General features: G+C 70.4%; 23 protein-coding genes and 1 tRNA gene. 17 read left to right on the top strand and 7 right to left on the bottom strand.

Annotated elements, in window-relative coordinates; all coding sequences use genetic code 11:
• Positions 1–74 precede the first annotated feature (74 nt).
• From clpB to BLT28_RS27200, 9 genes are all read left to right on the top strand, one after another.
• Positions 75–2681 (top strand): ATP-dependent chaperone ClpB, encoded by a 2607-nt coding sequence (gene clpB, locus BLT28_RS27160; RefSeq protein WP_030429985.1) that lies wholly within the window; start codon positions 75–77, stop codon positions 2679–2681.
• Positions 2682–2796: 115 nt separating this feature from the next.
• Positions 2797–3513: a type III secretion system chaperone family protein gene (locus BLT28_RS27165; protein WP_030429984.1), complete on the top strand. Its 717-nt coding sequence runs from the start codon at positions 2797–2799 to the stop codon at positions 3511–3513.
• A gap of 98 nt (positions 3514–3611) precedes the next feature.
• Positions 3612–4391, top strand: coding sequence for an SDR family NAD(P)-dependent oxidoreductase (locus BLT28_RS27170; protein WP_030429983.1), 780 nt, complete (start codon positions 3612–3614; stop codon positions 4389–4391).
• Between the two features lie 60 nt (positions 4392–4451).
• On the top strand, positions 4452–4970 hold the full coding sequence (locus tag BLT28_RS27175) for a MarR family winged helix-turn-helix transcriptional regulator (protein WP_030429982.1): 519 nt from the start codon (positions 4452–4454) through the stop codon (positions 4968–4970).
• A gap of 19 nt (positions 4971–4989) precedes the next feature.
• Entirely contained in the window at positions 4990–5538 is a 549-nt protein-coding gene (gene pyrE, locus BLT28_RS27180; RefSeq protein WP_030429981.1) for an orotate phosphoribosyltransferase, read from the top strand.
• Between the two features lie 4 nt (positions 5539–5542).
• Positions 5543–6187 carry a TrmH family RNA methyltransferase gene (locus tag BLT28_RS27185; protein WP_043811745.1) on the top strand — a complete coding sequence of 215 codons (645 nt, stop codon included), beginning with the start codon at positions 5543–5545 and terminating at the stop codon, positions 6185–6187.
• Between the two features lie 62 nt (positions 6188–6249).
• Complete coding sequence (locus tag BLT28_RS27190; protein ID WP_052407387.1) at positions 6250–7431, top strand: glycoside hydrolase family 76 protein; 1182 nt, start codon at positions 6250–6252, stop codon at positions 7429–7431.
• An 11-nt stretch (positions 7432–7442) separates the two neighbouring features.
• Complete coding sequence (gene purD, locus BLT28_RS27195) at positions 7443–8699, top strand: phosphoribosylamine--glycine ligase (RefSeq protein WP_030429978.1); 1257 nt, start codon at positions 7443–7445, stop codon at positions 8697–8699.
• Positions 8700–8796: 97 nt separating this feature from the next.
• Complete coding sequence (locus BLT28_RS27200; protein WP_030429977.1) at positions 8797–9801, top strand: cation diffusion facilitator family transporter; 1005 nt, start codon at positions 8797–8799, stop codon at positions 9799–9801.
• On the opposite strand, the gene BLT28_RS27205 is transcribed toward BLT28_RS27200, so the two are convergent.
• A complete protein-coding gene (locus BLT28_RS27205; protein ID WP_030429976.1) occupies positions 9689–10267 on the bottom strand; it encodes a DUF7507 domain-containing protein in 579 nt (192 codons plus the stop codon). The genes BLT28_RS27200 and BLT28_RS27205 overlap by 113 nt on opposite strands.
• Before the next feature lie 48 nt (positions 10268–10315).
• Positions 10316–10900, bottom strand: coding sequence for a dCTP deaminase (dcd, locus tag BLT28_RS27210; RefSeq protein WP_030429975.1), 585 nt, complete (start codon positions 10898–10900; stop codon positions 10316–10318).
• A gap of 67 nt (positions 10901–10967) precedes the next feature.
• Between dcd and BLT28_RS27215 the strand changes: the two genes are divergently transcribed.
• Positions 10968–11038: transfer RNA gene (locus tag BLT28_RS27215), tRNA-Gly, on the top strand.
• A 55-nt stretch (positions 11039–11093) separates the two neighbouring features.
• Here the strand turns inward: BLT28_RS27215 and BLT28_RS27220 are convergent.
• Complete coding sequence (locus BLT28_RS27220; RefSeq protein ID WP_030429974.1) at positions 11094–11882, bottom strand: S1 family peptidase; 789 nt, start codon at positions 11880–11882, stop codon at positions 11094–11096.
• A 173-nt stretch (positions 11883–12055) separates the two neighbouring features.
• Between BLT28_RS27220 and BLT28_RS27225 the strand changes: the two genes are divergently transcribed.
• Positions 12056–12547, top strand: a complete 492-nt coding sequence (locus BLT28_RS27225) for a hypothetical protein (protein ID WP_030429973.1) — start codon at positions 12056–12058, stop codon at positions 12545–12547.
• Between the two features lie 103 nt (positions 12548–12650).
• On the opposite strand, the gene BLT28_RS42600 is transcribed toward BLT28_RS27225, so the two are convergent.
• Positions 12651–13862: a DivIVA domain-containing protein gene (locus BLT28_RS42600; protein WP_052407384.1), complete on the bottom strand. Its 1212-nt coding sequence runs from the start codon at positions 13860–13862 to the stop codon at positions 12651–12653.
• 167 nt (positions 13863–14029) lie between these two features.
• Here BLT28_RS42600 and BLT28_RS27250 point away from each other — a divergent pair, with 167 nt between their 5' ends.
• On the top strand, positions 14030–14665 hold the full coding sequence (locus BLT28_RS27250) for a TetR/AcrR family transcriptional regulator (protein WP_030429972.1): 636 nt from the start codon (positions 14030–14032) through the stop codon (positions 14663–14665).
• A complete protein-coding gene (locus tag BLT28_RS27255) occupies positions 14662–15147 on the top strand; it encodes a nuclear transport factor 2 family protein (protein WP_030429971.1) in 486 nt (161 codons plus the stop codon). The genes BLT28_RS27250 and BLT28_RS27255 overlap by 4 nt, the downstream gene beginning before the upstream one ends.
• Here BLT28_RS27255 and BLT28_RS27260 read toward each other — a convergent pair whose 3' ends face one another.
• From BLT28_RS27260 to BLT28_RS27270, 3 genes are all read right to left on the bottom strand, one after another.
• Complete coding sequence (locus BLT28_RS27260) at positions 15148–15348, bottom strand: DUF433 domain-containing protein (RefSeq protein WP_162184851.1); 201 nt, start codon at positions 15346–15348, stop codon at positions 15148–15150. It abuts the gene before it with no gap.
• Positions 15349–15421: 73 nt separating this feature from the next.
• A complete protein-coding gene (locus tag BLT28_RS27265; protein ID WP_030429969.1) occupies positions 15422–16930 on the bottom strand; it encodes a sodium:solute symporter family protein in 1509 nt (502 codons plus the stop codon).
• A gap of 173 nt (positions 16931–17103) precedes the next feature.
• Positions 17104–17700: a TetR/AcrR family transcriptional regulator gene (locus BLT28_RS27270; protein WP_030429968.1), complete on the bottom strand. Its 597-nt coding sequence runs from the start codon at positions 17698–17700 to the stop codon at positions 17104–17106.
• Positions 17701–17761: 61 nt separating this feature from the next.
• On the opposite strand from BLT28_RS27270, the gene BLT28_RS27275 reads away from it, so the two are divergent.
• The 4 genes from BLT28_RS27275 to BLT28_RS27290 all read left to right on the top strand — a co-directional run bounded on the left by BLT28_RS27275 (position 17762) and on the right by BLT28_RS27290 (position 22175).
• Positions 17762–18928 carry an MFS transporter gene (locus BLT28_RS27275; protein ID WP_063766583.1) on the top strand — a complete coding sequence of 389 codons (1167 nt, stop codon included), beginning with the start codon at positions 17762–17764 and terminating at the stop codon, positions 18926–18928.
• 67 nt (positions 18929–18995) lie between these two features.
• On the top strand, positions 18996–19625 hold the full coding sequence (locus tag BLT28_RS27280; protein WP_043811788.1) for a LysE family translocator: 630 nt from the start codon (positions 18996–18998) through the stop codon (positions 19623–19625).
• 135 nt (positions 19626–19760) lie between these two features.
• On the top strand, positions 19761–21593 hold the full coding sequence (locus BLT28_RS27285) for an acyl-CoA dehydrogenase (RefSeq protein ID WP_030429965.1): 1833 nt from the start codon (positions 19761–19763) through the stop codon (positions 21591–21593).
• Between the two features lie 183 nt (positions 21594–21776).
• Complete coding sequence (locus BLT28_RS27290; protein ID WP_162184850.1) at positions 21777–22175, top strand: hypothetical protein; 399 nt, start codon at positions 21777–21779, stop codon at positions 22173–22175.
• Positions 22176–22209: the final 34 nt, after the last annotated feature.

The raw sequence follows: 22209 nt of genomic DNA on the forward strand, positions 1-22209 counted from the left end.
AAGTTGAGCGGAACACACTCAACCTTTCGCACGTTGGTCTGGGTGTTGGACCCGGTTGACGATGAGGTGGGGGCATGGACGCTTTCAATCCGACCACGAAGGCACAGCAGGCGATCTCCGCCGCGATCCAGGCGGCGACCGTCGCCGGCAACCCCGACGTGGGCACCGTGCACCTGCTGGGTGCGCTGCTGGCGCAGGCGGACGGCCTGGCCGCGCCGCTGCTGACCGCGGTCGGTGCGAACCCCGGGCAGATCCGGGAGGAGCTGGACAAGCTCGCCACCGCCCTGCCCGCCGCCTCGGGCACCACCGTGAACGCGCCGAACTTCTCCGGCGAGGCCGTCCGGTCGATCACCCACGCGCAGCACCTCGCCACGGAGATGGGCGACGAGTACGTCTCCACCGAGCACCTGCTGGTCGGCCTCGCCGCCAAGGGCGGTCAGGTCGGCGAGCTGCTGGTCCGGCACGGCGCCAACGCCGACGCGATCCGCGAGGCCTTCGCCAAGGTGCGCGGCTCCGCGCGGATCACCAGCCCGGACCCCGAGGGCACCTTCAAGGCGCTGGAGAAGTACGGCGTCGACCTGACCGAGCGCGCCCGGCGCGGCGAGCTGGACCCGGTGATCGGCCGCGACGCGGAGATCCGCCGCGTGGTCCAGGTGCTGTCCAGGCGCACCAAGAACAACCCCGTGCTGATCGGCGAGCCCGGCGTCGGCAAGACCGCCATCGTCGAGGGCCTCGCCCAGCGCGTCGTCGCCGGTGACGTGCCGGAGTCCTTGCGCGGCAAGCGGGTCATCTCGCTGGACATGGGCTCGATGGTGGCCGGCGCGAAGTTCCGTGGTGAGTTCGAGGAGCGGCTCAAGGCCGTGCTCAAGGAGATCACCGACTCGTCCGGCCAGGTGATCACCTTCATCGACGAGCTGCACACCATCGTGGGTGCGGGAGCAGCAGGCGGCGCTGAGTCGTCCTTGGACGCGGGCAACATGATCAAGCCGATGCTGGCCCGCGGCGAGCTGCGCATGGTCGGCGCGACCACGCTGGACGAGTACCGCAAGCACATCGAGAAGGACCCGGCGCTGGAGCGGCGCTTCCAGCAGGTGCTGGTCGGCGAGCCCAGCGTGGCCGACGCGGTCGGCATCCTGCGCGGCCTCAAGGAGCGCTACGAGGTCCACCACGGCGTGCGGATCACCGACAGCGCGCTGGTGGCCGCCGCGACGCTGTCCGACCGCTACATCACCGCGCGGTTCCTCCCGGACAAGGCCATCGACCTGGTCGACGAGGCCGCGTCGCGACTGCGGATGGAGATCGACTCGCGGCCGGTGGAGATCGACGAGGTCGAACGGTCGGTGCGCCGCCTGGAGATCGAGGAGATGGCACTGTCCAAAGAGGACGATGCAGCCTCGAAGCTCCGGCTGGACGCGCTGCGCGCCGAACTGGCCGAGCAGCGGGAGAAGCTGGCCGGCCTGACCGCGCGCTGGCAGAACGAGAAGGGCTCCATCGAGCGGGTCCGCGAGCTGAAGGAGCAGCTGGAGCAACTGCGCGGCGAGTCGGAGCGGGCCGAGCGCGACGGTGACCTCGGCCGGGCCGCCGAACTGCGCTACGGCCGGATTCCCGCGCTGGAGAAGGAACTCGACGCGGCGACGGCCGCCGTGACGGCTCCCGACGCCGACGTGATGCTGAAGGAGGAGGTCACCGCCGACGACGTCGCCGACGTGGTCAGCTCGTGGACGGGCATCCCCGCCGGGCGGCTGCTGGAGGGCGAGACGGCCAAGCTGCTGCGGATGGAGGAGGAGCTGGGCTCGCGGGTGATCGGCCAGTCCGAGGCCGTGCGCGCGGTCTCCGACGCGGTCCGCAGGGCCCGGGCCGGCGTCGCCGACCCGGACCGCCCGACCGGCTCGTTCCTGTTCCTCGGCCCCACCGGCGTCGGCAAGACCGAGCTGGCCAAGGCGCTCGCGGAGTTCCTGTTCGACGACGAGCGGGCGATGATCCGCATCGACATGAGCGAGTACGGCGACAAGCACACCGTCGCCCGGCTCGTCGGTGCCCCGCCCGGTTACGTCGGCTACGACCAGGGCGGCCAGCTGACCGAGGCGGTGCGGCGCCGGCCGTACAGCGTGGTGCTGCTGGACGAGGTCGAGAAGGCCCACCAGGACGTCTTCGACGTGCTGCTGCAGGTGCTCGACGACGGCAGGCTGACCGACGGCCAGGGCCGCACCGTGGACTTCCGCAACACGATCCTGGTGCTGACCTCCAACCTCGGTTCGCACGCGCTGACCGACATCACGCTGGACGACAGGCAGCGCCAGGAGGCGGTGCTCGGCGTGGTGCAGCGGCACTTCAAGCCGGAGTTCCTGAACCGCCTCGACGACGTCGTGGTCTTCCACCAGCTGGCGACCGAGGAGCTGACGTCCATCGTGGACATCCAGGTGGCCCGGCTGGCCAAGCGCCTCGAACAGCGGAGGCTGCGGCTGGAGGTCACCCCGGCGGCCCGGGACTGGCTCGCGCTCAACGGCTTCGACCCCGTCTACGGGGCGCGGCCGCTGCGCAGGCTGGTGCAGTCCTCCATCGGCGACCAGCTCGCCAGGAAACTACTGTCGGGTGATGTTCGTGACGGTGACGCCGTTCGCGTCGACGTGACCGACGACAACTCGTCCTTGCAGGTCAACGCGGAGAAGCAGGTGGCGTAAGCCGGTTGAGCCCGGCTGGGTGAGATCGTCCGGGTACACGTTTTGTGGCCAATTCGACGCCTGCGGGCGGGCCGCGTCCTACGTTGTGGCCGATCTCACCGCTACGCTGCGCAGTGTGGGCTTTCCAGCGTGGATCTGGTTCCTCATCGCCGTCGTCGCGGCCGTTGCGGGTCTCGCGCTGCTCGCCGGAGATCGGGCGCAGCGCACGGCACGCAACCGCGAGCGCCGCAGATGGGCGGCACTGCGTGGTTGGCGCTTCGCCGAGAACGACCACGCGCTGCTGACGCAGTGGCAGCACGGCGGCCTCGCCTTCTCCAAGTCCGGCGGGGCCACCGACGTGGTCACCGGCTCGATGTTCACCGCGGACGGCCGCAGGCTCGTGCAGGTCATGGACCACGAGCAGGGCAGCAAGGTCACCATGGTGCTGGCCGCGGTGAAGCTGCGCCGCTCCGTGCCGACGGTGCTGGAGCTGTGGGAGCCGAGCGTGCCCTTCGCCCGCGAGCGCGAGGCCGAGCTGGACCTCTACGGCCCGGTCGGCAACCGCTACGGCTTCACCGCCGACATGGCCGTCGCCCACCCGCTGATCACCCCGGAGTTCGTCGAGGCCGTCGACGAGATCGGCGACGACGTGATGGTGGTGTGGCTGGAGGGCACCTGGGTGCTCGCCGCGGCGCCGCCCAACGCGGATCCGGCCCGCCTGGAGCGGCTGCTGTCGGACCTGGGCGAGGTCGCGGACTTCGTGGACCCGTTCGACTCCGACCCGAACGCGCATCCGCCGGAGGACGCCGAGGTCTACCGCCCCTCCTCCACGCACCACCACTCCGAGCACTGACCGGGGGTTCGCCCGTCCTCAAGACCGGCCGACCTGGCTGGGCGCGGGTTTTCCCGAGGGGTGGTGTGCGGCCTGGGGCAGGGCGTTAGCCTCGGGTTATGCCGACTGCGCTGGTGACTGGTCCCACGGCGGGCATCGGAGCCGCCTTCGCCCGCCGACTCGCCGCCGAGGGACACGACCTCGTGCTGGTCGCCCGCAACGGTGATCGCCTGGAGAAGCTGGCCGACGAGCTGCGGGAGCGGCACGGCGTCCGGGCCGAGGTGCTGGCCGCCGACCTGGCCGACGAGAAGCAGCTCGGCATGGTGGAGCTGCGGCTCGCCGACCCCGACGCCCCGATCGACCTGCTGGTCAACAACGCCGGGTTCGGCACGGGCAAGGAGTTCTGGGACGCCTCGATCGAGGAGCTGCAGTCCCAGTTGGACGTCAACGTCACCGCGGTGCTCCGGCTGACCCACGCGGTGCTGCCGGGGATGCGGGCCCGCGGCCGCGGCGCGGTGATCAACGTGTCCAGCGTGGCGGGGTTCTTCCCCGAGCGCGGTTCGACCTACGCGGCGAGCAAGGCGTGGGTGACCTCGTTCTCCGAGGGGCTGGCCGCGGCGCTGACCGGCACCGGCGTCCGCGTCGTCGCGCTGTGCCCCGGCTTCACCCGCACGGAGTTCCACCAGCGCGCCGCGATCGACATGTCGAAGGCGCCGAAGTGGGTGTGGCTGGAGGCGGAGCGCGTCGTGCACGAGTGCCTCAGCGATCTCCGCCGTGGCCGGGTGCTCTCCGTGCCGGGCGCGCACTACAAGGCCGCGATCGGATTCGGCCGCGTGCTGCCCAGGTTCCTGGTGCGCATGGTGATGAACCGGGCGGGTGTCAGCCGACTGAAGCGGTGAAAGCCTCACCGATTTCCTGCTTCGGCGGTGTGCTCCTCGCCGAAACGTCCTAGGGTGCCCATGATCGGCGCGAGCGAAGGGGCGGCGGTGGACTACGCGGGAGAGATTCGCCGGCAGCCCATCGGCTACTGGATCAAGCGCACCGGCGAGGTGCTGAACAGCACGATCGACAAGCGGTTGCGCGAGGCCGGGGTCAGCAGGCAGCACTGGCTGGTGCTGTGCCTGGTCCGCGAGACCCCCGCCGGGGCGACGCGGGACCAGCTGCACGCCTCGCTGCGCAGCCTCTCCGACCACGCGCTCGACGAGATCATCAGCGATCTGTGCGCCCGCGGCTGGCTGGCTCCCGAGGTGGACCCGCGCTCCGGGGTGGTGCGCCAGACGCTGACCGAGCTGGGCCGCGCCGGGCAGCTCAAGCTGGCGCTGGTGATCAGCGGCGTGCGCAGGCAGTCGCTGGACGGCATCTCCGAGGACGACTACGCGTTCATGATCGAGTGCCTGAAGAAGATGATCAGCAACCTGGGCGTCGAACCGGGCGAGGGGCCCAAGACCGGCAACCGCTCGAAGCCCGCGCGGACCTGACGTGCGAAGCTAACCGCTCGTGACCGTCGAAGTGGATCCCACCGCCAAGGCCGAACTCGCCAAGCTGGTCAGCGAGCTCGCCGTCGTGCACGGCAAGGTCGTGCTCTCCTCCGGTGCCGAGGCCGACTACTACGTCGACCTGCGCCGCGCCACGCTGCACCGCACCGCGGCCCCGCTGATCGGCAAGCTGCTCGGCCAGCTCACCGCGGACTGGGACTTCTCCGCGGTCGGCGGGCTGACCATGGGTGCCGACCCGGTCGCCTGCGCGATGCTGCACGCCGCCGAGCGCGACCTGGACGCGTTCGTGGTGCGCAAGGCGTCCAAGGCGCACGGCCTGCAGCGCCTCGTCGAGGGCCCCGACGTGACCGGGCGCCGCGTGCTCGCGGTGGAGGACACCTCGACCACCGGCGGCAGCGTGCTGACCGCTGTCGCGTCGCTGCGCGAGGTCGGTGCCGAGGTGATCGGCGTCGCGACGGTGGTCGACCGCGACACCGGTGCGCGGGAGGCGATCGAGGCCGAGGGGCTGCCGTACCGGTCACTGCTCGGGCTCGCGGATCTGGGCCTGTAGCGCCGTGTCCGAACCCGGCCCCACCGAATGGGGTGCGGAGCCGGTCGGCGTCGGCCCGTGGGAAGGTCCGCCGCCCGCCGGTGAGCACTGGGACCCCGAGCTGCTCGCCGAGGGCGACCGGCGCAACGTGGTGGACGCCTACCGCTACTGGAAGCGCGAGGCGGTCGTCGCGGACCTGGACACCCGCAGGCACCCCTTCCACGTGGCGATCGAGAACTTCCAGCACGACCACAACATCGGGACCGTGGTGCGCACGGCCAACGCCTTCGCGGCGAAGGCCGTGCACATCGTCGGCCGGAAGCGGTGGAACCGGCGGGGCGCGATGGTCACCGACCGGTACCAGCACGTGCTGCACCACCCGGACGTCGGCGGGCTCGTCGAGTTCGCCCGCGCCGAGGACCTGGCGCTCGTCGCGGTGGACAACACGCCCGGCTCGGTGCGGTTGGAGCGTGCGGAGCTGCCCGAGCGCTGCGTGCTGCTGTTCGGCCAGGAGGGGCCCGGCCTGTCCGAGGAGGCCCGGGAGGCGGCGGAGCTGCTGGTGTCCATCGCGCAGTTCGGCTCGACGCGGTCGATCAACGCGGGCGTCGCGGCGGGCATCGTCATGCACGCGTGGGTCCGGGAGCACGCGGATCTCGACACGGCCTGGTGATATCGCGTGCCGCACCGTGGCGAAGGCCCGCTTCCACCTGCTTCAGGGGCGACCATGACGCCGTGACCGGCGACGGGGTGCCCGAACTGTGGGCCGCGCGGGCGGCGGTGGCGGAGGTCGCCATCGTGGGCAGACACCTGCGCCAGGTCTGGGGCACGCCGGGAACCCGGCTCGGCATGACCCGCTGGCCCCCGGAGGCGGGGCACCGGCTGCACGCGCACTGGCACTACGGCTGGCAGGCGCAGTTGCTGGACTGCGCCGTGGACGCGGCGGAGCGCACGGACGACATCGCGCGCAAGGCGACCGTGGTGAAGCTCGTGCGCGGCATCCGGCTGCGCAACCCGCACGGCTGGGTGTCCGGGCGGCACGACGAGCTGGCGCTGATGGGGCTCGCGCTGATGCGAGCGAGAAGGCTGACCGCCATGCCCAAGTCCGCCGCGCTCGTGGCGATCGCGTCGCGGCTGCGCGCGGCGTGGACCGATCACGCGGGCGGCGGTGTGTGGTCCGTGCGCGGCGGCCCGAAAGTCGGCGCTGTGAAGGGCTCCGCGGTCAACGCGGCGTTCGCGATGCTCTTCGTCGGGCTGGCCGAGGAGCTCGGCGACCGTGCCGACCTCCAGCGGGCGCGGGCGGCGGTGGAGTGGCTGGAGGAGCGGTTGGCCGATCCGGAGACGGGGTTGCTCGCGGAGTCCGTCAGCGCAACGGGGGAAGCCGTGTCGGAAGTCACATCGGCTCACTCGCAGGGGTTGCTCGTCGGCGCCTGCGTCTCGCTCGCCGCGGCGACCGGGGAGCGGCGCTGGGGTGAACTCGCCGAGCGCACGATCACGGCCATCGCCGACCACCTGACGAGCTCGGGAGTGCTGCGCGGCAACGGCGGATCGGATTCCGGGCTGCACGCGGGCATCTGCGCCCGCCACCTCGCGGGCGCGGCGATCGCGCTCGACGGCGCGGCGGCGAAAACCGCAGCCAGGATCGTGTATCGCTCCGCCGATGGCGCGTGGCGGAACCGGGCCGCGGTGCCCGGCGGACCACTCTTTGGTCCACAGTGGACAGTTCCGGCGGTCGGCCGGCTCGGGCCGCTGCCCGCGCGCATGGCCGAGCAGCTGGAGGGCATCGGCAGGGACTCGCGGTGGGAGTGCGACCTGTCGGTGCAGATCTCCGGTTGGACCGCGGTGGAGGCGGCCGCGCGCCTCGCACGACACGGCGTGCCCGAGCGCGAGTTTCGCGCGGCGCGCCGGGGCATCTAGGGTTGCTCTCCGTGCGCGTTCTCGTAATCGGCGCAGGTGCCCGCGAACATGCCCTGCTCCTCGCACTGTCCCGCGACCCGAGCGTGACCGCTCTGGCCTGCGCGCCCGGCAACGCCGGTACCGCCGCGCTGGCCGAGACCTACGGCGTCGACGCTGTCGACCCGGCCGCGGTCACCAAGCTGGCCGGGGAATGGCGAGCGGACCTGGTGGCGATCGGCCCCGAGGGCCCGCTTGTCGCCGGGGTGGGTGATGCCCTGCGCGAGGCGGGGATCCCGTGCTTCGGCCCGACGAAGGCGGCCGCCCGGATCGAAGGGTCCAAGGCATTCGCCAAGGACGTCATGACCGCCGCCGGGGTGCCGACGGCGCGCAGCGAGGTCGTGGACAACCCCGCGCGCCTCGACGCCGCGCTGGGCCGGTTCGGCCCCACCTGGGTGGTGAAGGACGACGGACTCGCCGCGGGCAAGGGCGTTGTCGTCACCGCCGACTTCGACGCGGCGCGGGCGCACGCCATGCGACTGCTCGACGACGGCCACCCGGTGCTGCTTGAGTCCTTTTTGGACGGTCCAGAGGTCTCGCTGTTCTGCCTCGTCGACGGGACGACCGCGGTGCCGCTGCTGCCCGCGCAGGACTTCAAGCGCGTCGGCGACGGCGACTCCGGCCCGAACACCGGCGGCATGGGCGCCTACGCGCCGCTGCCGTGGGCGCCGGAGGGCCTGGTCGACGAGATCATGGACCGCGTCGTGCGCCCGGTGGTCGCCGAACTGGCCCGCCGCGGCACGCCGTTCTCCGGCCTGCTCTACGCCGGGCTCGCGCTGACCAGCGAGGGCGTCCAGGTCGTGGAGTTCAACTGCCGCTTCGGTGACCCGGAGACCCAGGCGGTGCTGGCGCTGCTGCGCACCCCGCTCGCCGGGCTGCTGCTCGCGGTGGCCAACGGGACGCTGGCCGAACAACCCCCGCTGGACTGGGCCGAGGGCTCCGCCGTCACCGTGGTCGTCGCCGCCGAGGGCTACCCCGGCCGCCCGCGCACCGGTGACGTGATCACCGGCAGCGAGGTCGACGGCGTGCTGCACGCGGGCACCCGCAGGCGCGACGACGGCGCCGTGGTCTCGGCGGGCGGGCGCGTGCTGTCCGTCGTCGGGCTCGGCGACGACCTCGACGCGGCCCGCGACGACGCCTACCGCAAGATCGCGAAGGTGCACCTGACCGGCTCGCACCACCGCACCGACATCGCGCTGCGCGCGGCCCAAGGCCAGGTCGCCGCGCTCTGACGCACGTCCCCGACCACGACGCTTGCGCACCGAATGAGTCATTCAGTGCGTCGGCGCTCGGGGTGTGGGGGCGGGCGTCGCGCTCTACGGTTTCGGAGTGGCTGAGGCACAGCAGCGGGAGAACGGCGGCGAGAGCACCTTCACCGTGCTCGTCGCGCTGGCGGTGAACTTCGGTATCGGCGTGATGAAGGCGTTCGCCGGGGTGGTGACCGGATCGGCGGCGTTGCTGGCCGAGGCAGCGCACTCGGTCGCCGACACCTTCACGGAGGGCCTGCTGCTGACCGCACTGCGCCGGTCGGGGCGGCCCGCCGACCGCAGACATCCGTTCGGCTACGGCAAGGAGCGCTACTTCTGGTCGCTGCTCGCCGCCGTGTCGATCTTCGTGTCCGGCGCGCTGTTCGCGTTCATCGAGGGCTTCGAAACCTTGGCCGGCGAGGACACCGAGCAGACCGACGCGTGGGTCGGGTACCTCGTGCTGGGCTTGGCTTTCGCCATGGAGCTGGTGTCGTGGACACAGGCCGTGCGCCAGGTCCGCAAGGACGCCAGGGAGGACGAGCGGTCCTTCACCCAGTATCTGAAGGTCTCCGACGACCCGACCGTGAAGACGGTGTTCCTCGAGGACACCGCGGCGCTCATCGGCCTGATCATCGCCTTCGCCGGGGTGGGACTGCACGACCTCACCGGCTCCGCGGTGTGGGACGGCGTCGCCTCGCTGCTGATCGGCGTCCTGCTCGTGGTGGTCGCCTACGTCCTGGGGCGCAGCAACAAGGCGCTGCTGATCGGCCGCCAGGCCGACGTGCGGCTCGTGCGCGAAGCCCACGCCACGCTGCTGGCCCAGCCGGAGGTGGAGGCGGTCGCCGACCTGCTGACCATGCTCACCGGCACCGACCAGGTGTTGCTGTGCGCCAAGGTGGACTTCGTCGACACGCTGTCCGCGGCCGAGCTGGAGCGGGCCTGCGTGCGCATCGACGCGGAGCTGCGCGCCGGGATCAGCGAGCTGGACGAGATCTTCCTGGAGCCGGTGCCGCGGTCGGATCCGGAACTGCGGGCGCGGGTGCTGGCTCGCTACGGCGATCTTGCCCGCCGTTTCGGTACGGACTGATCGCCACCAGCAGCGCCCCGACCAGGACCATGCCGATTCCCAGCAGCGGCAAGGGTTCCAGCTCCACTCCGGCGGAGGCGAGCACGTCGGGCTGTGCTCCCGGGTGCGGTGCGATCGTCTCGACCTGCGGCCGGTGCACGATGCCCTTGGTGTCGTAGGTGGCGCGGACGGGATTGTGCTGCGGGTCCACCGCCGTCGCCGTGACCGTGCCCGGCGGGCTGTAGTCCTCGACGACCGCGTTGCAGGTGTACTTGCGCTCCGCCCCCGGGGGCAGGGGCTCGGCGAAAGTGTTGCCGCACACCGCGTCCTCGTCGTCGTCGACCGAGACCTCGGTGAGCGGGACGTCGCCGGTGTTGCGGACGGTCACGGTGAACGTGGCCATCTCGCCGGGCGTGGTGGGACTGCCTTCCTTGACCACTTCAAGAGCCGGGTTGGCCGGTTCGCTGCGGGGGAACGGGACGAGCACGCCGCCCAGTCTGGCCCGATCGCGATCATCCCGCCGGGCGGGGTCGGCTCACCTGCGCGTGTCCACCCGGTGGAAGTTCAGGTACGCCCGCGACTGCGTCGGCCCGCGCTGGCCCTGGTACCGCGAGCCCATCGCGCCGGAGCCGTAGGGGTTCTCCGCCGGGCTGCTCAGCCGGAACAGGCACAACTGGCCGATCTTCATCCCCGGCCACAGCGTGATCGGCAGATTGGCCACATTGGACAGTTCGAGAGTGATGTGGCCGGTGAACCCGGGATCGATGAACCCGGCGGTGGAGTGCGTCAGCAGCCCGAGCCTGCCCAGCGAGGACTTGCCCTCGAGCCGACCGGCAAGGTCGTCGGGCAGCGTCACCAGCTCGAAGGTGGAGCCCAGCACGAACTCCCCGGGGTGCAGCACGAACGGCTCGTCCTCGTCGGCCTTCTCCACCAGCGAGGTCAGCTCGTCCTGCTGCAGGGCCGGATCGATGTGGGTGTACTTCGTGTTGTCGAAGACCCGGAAGAACCGGTCCAGGCGCACGTCGATGCTGGACGGCTGGATCATGTCGGCGTCGAAGGGGTCGAGCCCGAGGCGGCCAGCCTCGACCTCCTTGCGCAGGTCCCGGTCACTGAGGAGCACGTCGCCAGCCTAGCCGGACCCTCTCTCCCGCCCGGGGGCCCGTCTGTGTATGCTCGTGATCGCAACTGCGGGTGTAGTTCAATGGTAGAACGACAGCTTCCCAAGCTGTAGACGCGGGTTCGATTCCCGTCACCCGCTCTTCAGGACGAAGGCCCAGGTCAGAGCACCTGGGCCTTCGTCAATTCCGGGGTGGTCAGGCGCCGACGTGCTGCCTGATCCAGCTCTGGTGGGCGGTGTCGTCGACGTAGATGGACGGGTCGACGGCGCACGTGGCCACGGTGCCGCCGAGCCTGCTGGTGGCGCCTGCCAGCTGCCACCGCCCGGCCGCCTTCACCAGCTGCGGGCCGCCGGAGTCACCGAAGCACGCCCCCTTGTTCCCGCCGGGGTTGCCGGTGCACAGCTCCTTCGGCCCGTCGATGGCGAAGCACCTGGAGTCCGCGATCACCGAGGTGTCCAGCTGCTGCAGGGTGGTCGGGGCGTCGCCGCAGCTCCGGGTCGGGCACATCAGGCCCCAGCCCAGGAGCCTGGTCGCGGTGCCGACCGGCGGTGAGGCCGAGGCGATCGCGATGGGTTGCGCCGCCGCGGGCTTGCTCAGGTGCACCAGCGCGATGTCGTTGCGGATCAGGAAGACCTGGCTGAACTCGGGGTGGACGACGAAGCGGTCCGCGACGGCCACCTCTCCACCGGAGGTGCGGTTGGTCGAGCCGATGCGGAACTGGAAGTCCGCCGGGTTGGTGTTGGCGACGCAGTGCGCGGCGGTGAGCAGCCACTGCGGCCTGATCAGGGAGGCGCCGCAGCGGTGCGCGCCCCCGTTCCGACTCTGCATCGAGGCCATGAAGCCGTAGGTCTCACTCGCGGGGCTGCCGCCGACGATCATCGGAGTGACCTCGTCGGCCGGCTTCGGTGCCGCGGTGGCGGGCAGGGCCGCGCCGAAGACAACGGCGACGGCGAGCAGGGTGCCCACCACTGAACGTGCCCTCATTCGTGTTCCCCTTCCTCAAAGGCCCACCCGAAAGCAGCCAGTACTTTCGAAGGGCGACTGAAAGCGCTATCTCGCTACGACGTTCACCGTCTTTCCAGGTACAGCCAAGAGCTTTACGTTCCATTCAGACGTCCCCTGCGTCCTGAATATCCCTGCGTTTAAAGGACACGTCAATGAGAAGACTTGTCTTGGCAGCTCTGCCTGTCCTGGTCGCCTCGATGCTCGGCATTTCCGACGCCCCGGCCGCCGACGCCACCCCGGTGCTGCACGCCCAGGTGGCGGCCGGGGAGCAGCCCCCGGTCGAGCTGGACACCGAGCCCGTGGTGAAGTTCTCCCCCGACGCCGCGCCCATCGCGTGGAGCATGAGCTCCAGCTGTTCCCCGTGGGCGAGCGTGATCCGCCAGGGCGCCGGCTACTGGGGCGGCTCCCGGCTGGTCGAGCGGGCGGGCGGCGTCCCGGTCCGGTGCCAGACCAGCTACATCACCAACTGCGGGGTCCCGCGCGCGGTCGGCTGCAACTACGGCGGAACGGCGATCGCCCTCATGCCGAACGGCACCGGGAGCCCCGGTGTTCTCGCCGCGCACGAGTTCGGTCACTTCTGGTACGGCCACAGCCAGGGTTGCGCCAGTTGGAACAACGTCATGGGCACCCCTATGTGCAATTGATCCCGGCATACCGGAAACCCGTTCCCAGAATAATGGGACAGCGACAACCAGCTAATCGGGACAGGCCCCGAGCGATTACTCGGGGCCTGTCCCCGACAAGGATCTAGTGCCGGGCAGGAGGGGCCGGGAAGAAACCCGAGTGCTGCGCCCGCGGAGCCGTCCGCGGAGGCATGCGGGGCACCGGGCGGAGGCGCTCGGTCGGCATCGCGCCGCTCCAGCGGACCTCCAGCAGGTCCAGGAACGCGTCCACCTCGCCGTTGTCGTAACCGCCGTGGCCCGGCGCGGGCGAGTGGAAGCGGACGTGCTGCACGTCCTTGAGGGTGATGCGGTCCTCGCCCTGCAGCGTCGCCTCGACCCGGTCGAGGAACTGGTCCACCTCGATCTCGTCGTAGCCCAGCTCGCCGGGCCGCGGGCGGTGGAAGGCGACCTTGCGGACGTCCTCCGCGGTGAGCATCGGCATCGGCTTGGGCTTGCTGCGCGGCGGCAGCTGGGTCAGCGAGAGCGCGAGGCGGTCCAGCAGCGCGTCGACGCCGTCCGCGTCGTAGCCGGGTTTGCCCCGTCGCGGCGGGGTGAAGCGGATGTCGGCCACCTGCTGGGGGGTGATGGTGTCCTTGCCGCGCATGGTCGCCTCGATGCGCGCCAGGAACGCTTCGACCTGCTTCTCGTCGTAGCCCCGGCCACCGGGCACCGGCGGGCGGAACGCCTGCTCGCGGATCTTGTCGCGGACCGGGGGCGCCTTGCGCTCGGTGATCTCGGTCGGGCGGTCGGCCAGCTCGTCGTCCTCCAGCTGCTTGGCGACGCGCTCGAGGAAGGCGTCGACCTCGTCCTCGTCGTAGGCGTCGCCGCGGCGCTTGGCGGTCTTGAACCGGGCCGCGCGGATCTTCTGCGGGGTCAGCGAGTCGTCGCCGAGCAGGGTCGCCTCGATCCGGTCGAGGAAGGCGTCGACCTCTTCGTCGTCGTAGCCCGCCTTGCCGCGCCCCGGCTTCTTGAAGACCACCTTCCCGACGTCGGCGGCGCGGATGCGGGTCGCGGCGGGCCTCTCCTGGACCGCGTCGTCGCCCGTCATCGCCCTGAGCGTGGCCACCGCGCGGTCGAGGAAGTCGTCCACCTGGTCCTCGTCGTAACCGCGGCGGCGCCAGCGGGCGGGCGGGAAGCGGACCTCGAGGATGTCCTTCGGGGTGAGCTTGTCCTTGCCGAGGAGGGTGGCCTCGACCCGGTCGAGAAAGGCGTCGACCGCGTCGTCGGAATAGCCCCGTTCGCCGCGCGGTGGTTTCGCGAACGCCGCGGTACGGATCTCTTCCGGGGTGAGTGTCATGACTGCCGCCGCCTCATGCTCTGTCCTGCCCCGACTACCCGCCGTCAACACGTCGAGCCACACTTTGCCCAATCGGGCGATGCACATCAAGGCTTGTCAGGCGGCAAATGCTTGATGTGGGCGGCCTACCTGACAGACGTCAGGTAAGCGGGTAAGCTACCTAACCAATGTCAGGTAACACGGGGCCCACCCCGAGGAAGCGCCTCCGCCCGGAGGACCGCCGCGCGCTCATCGTGAGCGCCGCGACGGAGGTCTTCGCCGTCAACGGTTACGACAAGGCGTCCATGCGCGCGGTCGCGAAGGCCGCGGGGATCAGCACACCGGTGCTCTACGACCACTTCCCGTCGAAGGCCGGGCTCTACGCGCACCTGCTGGAAGCGCAGGCGACCGCCTTCATCGGGCACTGGTCGGCGCAGGAGCCGGCCGAGACCCCGGAACAGCTGGTCACCCGGTCCCTCGACGCGATCTTCGCGTGGATCGAGGACAACGAGCACGCCTGGCGGATGATCTTCCTGGACTCGCCGGGGGACGCCGAGGTGGCCGAGGCGCACCGGCGCGGGCAGGAGCTGGCCAGCAGGCGGCTCGCCGAGCTGTTCCACCGCATCCCCGAACTCTCGCTCTCGGTGGACCTGGAGCGCTCGCGGGCCGACGAGGTGCTGGCCGAGACCTCGAAGTGGGCGGTCAACGCCCTGGCCGCCTGGTGGTGGCGCAACCGCGACATGAACCGCGAGCAGATCGTGCTGCTCGCCCGCGACCTGCTGTGGCGGGGCTTGGCATCGACGACGAGGAGTGCACCGACATGAGCACGGGAACAACCGAGACGTTCCGGCGCGCCACCGAGGCAGGCGACGTCGAGCTGGTGCTGTCCACGATGTCCGAGGACGTCGTGCTGCGGTCACCGCTGACCGACCGCGGTCGCTTCACCGGGCGCGAGGACGTCCGCGTCGTGTTCGAGGCGGCCTTCACCAGCATCCAGGGCATCCGCTTCCACACCGACATCGGCGACGACCGGCAGCGCGCGCTGTTCTACCGGGGACGGGTCGGCGGCACGACGGTCGAGGAGTGCGCGCTGGTGCGGCTGGACGACGAGGGGCGCATCGTCGAGCTCACCATGTGGCTGCGGCCGTTGCCCGCCCTCGTCGCCGTCATGGGTGCGCTCGGGCCCAAGATCGCCCGGAGCTTCGGGAAGCCGAGGATGGCCGTGCTGCTGTCGGTGCTGACCAAGCCCCTGCAGGCGATGGTGGGTTCCGGCGACAAGCTCGCCGCGCGCGTGCTCAGGCGCTGATCAGCGCGAGCCCGCGTGCTGGAACTCCACGCAGGCGACGATGTCGGCCGGGGTGAGTTCCGGGTGCCGCTGGATGATCTCCTGCTCGCTCAGCCCCTGGCAGACCAGCGCGACGATCGAGGACACCGAGATCGTCGTGCCCGTCACCACCGGGACGCCCTGGAGCACGTCGGGGTCCATTGAGATCTCCGAAAGAGCCACGGGCCCATCATCGTCCATGGCCACCGGTCCGGACAAACGGCCCCGGGCGGGGTGAGCGCCCGGGGCCGCCTGGTCAGGAGGTCCTGACGGGCTTCGGTTCGGCGACCTCGTCGGTGGACAGCGAGTCGATCAGCTCGTCCCGCCTCGCCTCGCGCTCCGGGCGCAGCAGCCCGACCGCGATGTAGAGGACGAGCGAGGTCAGCAGCGGGAAGGCGACCAGCGCCTCCTTGTCGACCGAGACCCCGCTCTGCTGGCTGATGTAGAGGAAGGCCCAGACCCCGAGCCCGCCGACCACCGAGGCGATCGCCGCGGACGGCCCCATCCTGCGGAACCACGGGAGCAGGCCGAGCATCAGCGGCACCGCGATCGGCCCCATCGTCGCCGCGACCAGGTCCACGACGATCTTGAGCACCCAGCCCTGGCCGCCGGAGGTGACGGCGATCAGCATGCTCGCCCCGATGAAGACGAACGTGGTGATCCGCGCCAGCCGCAGCTGTTTCTCGGCGGTCAGGTCGCGCACGCCCTTCCACAGGTGCGGCAGCATGTCCCTGGTGATCACCGCGGAGATCACGTTGGCGTCGGAGGACACCATGGCCATGGTGTGCGAGAAGAAGCCCGCGAGCACCAGGCCGATCATCCCGGCGGGCAGCATGATCTTGCCGAGCTCGATGTAGGCGTCGTCGGCGGTGGCCAGCCCGGGCACGATCAGCGGGGCCGCCCACATCGGGAAGAACAGGATCAGCGGCCACACCAGCCACAGGACGCTGGACAGCAGCGCGGAGCGCTTGGCGGCGGCCCCGTCCGGCGCGGCCATGTAGCGCTGCGCCAGGTTCCACATGCCGCCGTTGTACTCCAGGGTCTTGATGACGAACAGCGCCATGAAGAACGTCGCGGTGTAGGGCTCGCGCAGCGGTTCGCTGTTGGCCGCGGGCAGCTGGCCCCAGATCTCCCACATGAACTGGATGCCGCCGAAGTGCGCGGCGACGGCGACGAACATGACGATGCCCGCGGCGGCCTGGATGATGAACTGGCCGAAGTCGGTGAGCGCGTCGGCCCACAGGCCGCCCATCACCGAGTAGATCATCGTCACCACGCCCACGATCACGATGCCCCAGGTGATCGGCACCCCGGCGAACCCGCGCAGCAGCACGGCGACCGCGGCCCACTTCGCCGCGATGTCCACGACCTTGAGCAGCGTGCCCGCCCACGCCATCACCTGCTGGGTGGGCAGGTTGTAGCGGGTGGCCAGGTACTCCAGCGGTGAGGCGACGCCGTGCTTGGAGCGCAGCCGGTTCCACCGCGCGGAGAACAGGAAGGCACCGATCCCGACACCGACGCCGATGGTCAGCGCCCACCACACGTAGACGGTCAGGCCGAGCCGGTACGCCTCGCTGGCGAAGGCCACGAACATGACCGCGCTGTAGCCGGACATGTGGTGCGAGATACCGGAGAGCCACCACGGCATTCGCCCGCCAGCGGTGAAGAAGTCCAGCACGTTCCTGATGCGCGTGCGGGACCACCAGCCGATGCCGACCATCACGAAGAAGTACCCGCCGACCACGATCCAGTCGAGGGTCCCCATGAGACCTCCCAGGGTTGTGCGCGAAGCCTGCGCACCGCGAGGGCACCGGGGGCCGTTCGGCGACGACGGGAGCTGGCGGACTCCCTTGCCCTCGGCATCCGCACGGGATTGCTGAGTGGCTTACGTCATACGGCGGGGACGCTGGTTAACGGAATGGTTACGACCGAACCGAGTCACACTCGTGATTGTTGTTCATGTATGTGACTGACGGCGGCTTGGGCGAAGTCGCCGATGTGCTTGCGCAGCCGGTCACGCCCGTCCTCGGTGTCCACGTCCTCGCCGAGCACGAGGCGGGCCACCTGGGGCACGACCACCGGCCACGAGCACATCGCCATGAACATGAACAGGTACGGCGCGGCCTCCTCGGCGGTCTCCAGGCCGAGCGCGTCGGCCATCGCCTGGTTCTTGCGCACGTAGTGCTCGACCCGGCTGCGCCGGTTGGGACAGAAACCGCCGCCCTGCATGCCCTCCCAGACCAGCAGCCGCACCAGCTCCGGCTGCTGCCGGTGGAAGTCGTGCACGCGCCGCACGTACGCGCCGATGTCCTTGCCCGGCGCGCCGACGAACTCCAGGACCTCGTCCACCACCTCGTCCAGCACGGCGTCGAAGAGCTTCTCCTTGCTCCCGAAGTAGCCGTAGATGCGCTCCTTGCTCACGCCCGCGCGCTCGGCGATGCGGTCGACGCGTGCACCGGCGGCCCCGTGAGCTGCGAATTCCACCCGCGCTGCGGCGAGCAGGCTGGCCTTGGTGGCTTTGGGATCCCTCGACATGCTCCAACGCTACCAACTGGTTGGTTGACTACCAACTGGTTGGTTGGTTAGCGTCCTCGGCATGCATTCGCTCCCTGCGCTCGCCGAGCGGCGGACCTACGCCCCGATCGGCCGGACCGTCACCGCGTTGGGCTTGGCCGCCGTGCTCGTGGTGAGCCAGCTGTACGCGTCCATCCCCCTGTCCCCCCTGACCGCGGCCGACTTCGGCGTCGCGGAGTCCGCCCTCGCGTGGTCGTCCACCGGCTTCGGCCTGGCCTACGCCTTCGGCTTCCTGTTCCTCGGGCCGCTGTCCGACCGCTTCGGCCCGGGGCGGGTCATGGTCGTCGGGCTCGGGGTGGCCTCGGTGACCACCGCGGCGGTCGCCCTCGCACCCGGGGTCAGCGCGCTCGTCGTCCTGCGCGCGATCCAGGGCTTCACGGCGGCGGCCTTCGCCCCGGCCGCCATGGCCTACGTGGCCGAGCAGATCGACCCGCGGCGCCGCGCCATCGCCTACACGATCCTGACCAGCGCGTTCGTCTCCTCGGCGGTGATCGGCCAGGTGGGCGCGCAGCTGCTCGGCGATCTGGCCGGCTGGCGGGCGGTGTTCGTGGTGAGCGGGATCGGCCTGCTCGCCTGCGCGGTGTGGAAGAAGCTCGCGCTGCGATCCGATCTCGCCGGGCGCCCCGCGGTGAGCGTGTCGCCGTGGCGCGTCATGCTCGACCTGCTGCGCAACCGGCGACTGGTGCTGCTGTTCGCCGCCGCGTCGACGCTGCTCGCCGGTTTCGTCGGCGCCTACTCCGGCATCCAGATCACCGGGCTCGCCGACCACGACGGCCTGTTGTGGTTGCGGGCCAGCGCCTTGCCCGCGATGGTGCTGACCGCCGTCGCGGCTCCCCTGGTGACCAGGATCCCCGCCGCACGCCGAGCCGTTGTGGCCCTTGGGTTTTCCACCGTGGGCGCCGCGATCACGGCCGCGTCCGGGGGCGGTCTGGTGCTGATCGGGGTCGGCATGTTCCTGTTCTCCGCCTCCGTGGTGGCCGCCGGTCCCGCGCTCGTCGAGTCGATCAGCGACAGCGCGGGCCCGGCTCGCGCGACGGCCGTCTCCATCTACTCCTTCGTGCTGTTCATCGGCGCGAGCCTCGGTCCGCAGCTCGCGGTCGCCCTGCACGGCGCGGGTTTCGTGGTCGTCGCGCTCGCGATCACCGTCCTGCTCGCGCTCGGCACGCTGCTCGCCCGCCTCGCGCGCTGACCGGGTCGGGCGTGAGCGCGCCCACAATGCGGTGGGTGCGCTCACCCGCGCCGCGCACACTGCCTGCATGGACGCTCTGACCTGGCCGTTCGTCATCACCGTGCTCGCCGTCGTGATCGCGCCCGGGCCGTCCCTCGCGGTGATCATCGACCAGTCGTTGCGGGCAGGGCGGATCGCCGGGCTGGCCACCGTCCTCGGCAACACCAGCGGCCTGGTGTTCTGGGCGTTCGCGTCCGCCTTCGGCCTGACCGCGCTGGTGCGGACCTCGGAGATCGCGTTCGTCGTGCTCAAGGTCGTCGGGGCGGTTTACCTTGTGTGGCTTGGGATCCAGGCTCTGCTGCGGTCGCGGCGGCGGCACGAGGAGACGGCGGGCCGTGCGGTGCAGCGGGGCCTGTTCGCCTCCTACCGCGCGGGACTGGTGGCGAACCTGGCCAATCCGAAGGCCGCCGTGCTCTACCTCGCCCTGCTCCCCCAGTTCCTCCCGGCAGGCGGTGACGTGCTGAGCGGGACCGCGGTGCTGGCCGTGGCGCAGATGGCGCTCAGCGCGTCCTGGTACACGCTGGTCGTGCTGGCCGTGGGCGCCGTGCGCCGGTTCCTCGCCCGGCCCGGGGTGCGCGCCCGCGTGGACCAGCTCAGCGGCCTGGTGCTGGTCGGGATGGGTGTACGGATGGTGACGCTGGGTCGATCCGCGGCCTGAGTTCACCCGCTTGTGACATCAGTTCCCTTGGCCACCGCTTGCTAGCGGTTACCCATGGGTAATATCCTGTTGTTACCGGCTAGTAGGGCGCGTGTCCCTCCGGCCAGCAACCCGCGATGACCCGGGAGCAACGAGATGGGCCACTACAAGAGCAACCTGCGCGACCTCGAGTTCACCCTGTTCGAGGTGTTCAAGATCCAGCAGCGGCTGGGCAGCGGGCCGTTCGAACAGGCCGACGAGGACACTGCCCGCGGTGTGCTGACCGAGCTGAACGCCCTCGCCACCGGGCCGCTGGCGGACTCCTTCGCCGACGCCGACCGCAACCCGCCGGTGTTCGACCCCAAGACGCACTCGGTGACGCTGCCGGAGAGCTTCAAGGCCTCGTACCAGATGCTCATGGACGGTGAGTGGTGGCGGCTCGGCGCCATCGACGAACTGGGCGGCTTCGGCATCCCGCCCACCGTGCAGTGGGCCGCGGGCGAGCTGATCCTCGGCTCGAACCCGGCGCTGTTCATGTACATGGCCGGGGCCAGCTTCGCCTCCATCGCCTACGCCAACGGCACCGAGGAGCAGAAGCGCTGGGCGCAGCTGATGGTCGACCGCGGCTGGGGCGCCACCATGGTGCTGACCGAGCCGGACGCGGGCTCCGACGTCGGCGCCGGGCGCACCAAGGCCGTGCTCCAGGAGGACGGCAGCTGGCACCTGGACGGCGTGAAGCGCTTCATCACCTCCGGTGACCAGGACATGACCGAGAACATCATGCACCTGGTGCTGGCCCGTCCCGAGGGACCGGGCATCGAGGCCAAGCCCGGCACCAAGGGCCTGAGCCTGTTCCTGGTGCCCAAGTTCCACTTCGACCCGAAGACCGGCGAGCTGGGCGAGCGCAACGGCGCCTTCGTCACCAACATCGAGCACAAGATGGGCATCAAGGTGTCCACCACCTGCGAGCTCACCTTCGGCCAGCACGGCGTGCCCGCCAGGGGCTGGCTGCTCGGCGAGGTGCACGACGGCATCGCGCAGATGTTCCAGGTGATCGAGCACGCCCGGATGATGGTCGGCACCAAGGCGATCGCCACCCTGTCCACCGGCTACCTGAACGCGCTGGAGTACGCCAAGGAGCGCGTGCAGGGCGCGGACATGACGCAGATGCTGGACAAGGCAGCGCCCCGGGTCACCATCACCCACCACCCGGACGTGCGGCGCTCGTTGATGCTGCAGAAGTCCTACGCCGAGGGCCTGCGCGCGGTCTACCTCTACACCGCGACCTTCCAGGACCAGATCCGCGCGGGCGAGAACGTGGAGCTGGCCAACCGGGTCAACGACCTGCTGCTGCCGATCGTCAAGGGCGTCGGTTCGGAGCGGGCCTACGAGATGCTGACGCACTCGCTGCAGACGCTGGGCGGCTCGGGCTTCCTGCAGGACTACCCGATCGAGCAGTACATCCGCGACGCCAAGATCGACAGCCTGTACGAGGGCACCACGGCGATCCAGTCGCTGGACTTCTTCTTCCGCAAGATCGTCCGCGACAAGGGCCAGGCGCTGGGCTTCCTGGCAGGGGAGATCCAGCAGTTCATCGCCAACGAGAACGGCAACGGCAGGCTCAAGGAGGAGCGCGCGCTGCTCAAGCAGGCCCTCGAGGACGCGCAGGGCATGCTGGGCACGCTGATCGGCTTCCTCACCGCCTCGCAGGAGGACCAGCGCAACCTCTACAAGGTCGGCCAGAACAGCGTGACCCTGCTGATGAGCATGGGTGACCTGCTGATCGGCTGGCTGCTGCTGCGGCAGGCCGACGTGGCGATCGCGGCGCTGGACTCCGGCCCGTCGGCGAAGGACCGCTCCTTCTACGAGGGCAAGGTCGCGGCGGCGAGCTTCTTCGCCAAGAACGTGCTGCCGGAGCTGTCCTCGCGGCGCAAGATCGTCGAGAGCACGGACAGCTCGCTGATGGAGATCGACGAAGCGGCGTTCTGATCTCCCCACGATCCCGGTCGGGAAGAGAAGCGGCGGTGCCGGTGACGGCGCCGCCACTTCTTGCTGTGCGCACCGGGAAGAAAATAACGGTTCGGACCGAATCAAAAGCATTGGCCCGTGGCTGCACAGGAAATAGCCTGCACTCTCCGTCGTCAATGGAGCTCAGTGGAGCGAATCATTTCCATGTCTACTTCGTTTTCACGTTTCGCAGCGGCAGTGCTCACCGGTGCCACGCTTCTCACCCTCGGCGCGGTCGTTCCGGCCGGGGCCGCACCGGACAGCCGGCGGACGTGCGCCGAGAGCCACAAGCCCGACCGGAAAATCAAGGTGACCAGGGCAGATGCCGTGGTGGTCCGGCCGAAGCCGGTCAAGAGCGAGGCAGGAGCCCTCGACCAGTTCCACCGGGGCGAGACGGTGACCACCGTGAAGGGGCACTGGGACGGCAAGAAATGTGTGAGCCTCGTCGAGAACGGCCAGAAGCAGGACGTCTGCGGCACCGGTGATCCGACCACCTGGTATTACGTGGTCTGGGTCGGGCGCTACAAGAAGGTGGGCTACGTGCCCGCGGGCTGTTTCTGGTGACGAACGGGCGCAAAGGAAGAAGGGCGGTACCCAC

It is taken from the genome of Allokutzneria albata, from assembly GCF_900103775.1.
In the GTDB taxonomy this organism is placed as follows: Bacteria; Actinomycetota; Actinomycetes; order Mycobacteriales; family Pseudonocardiaceae; genus Allokutzneria; species Allokutzneria albata.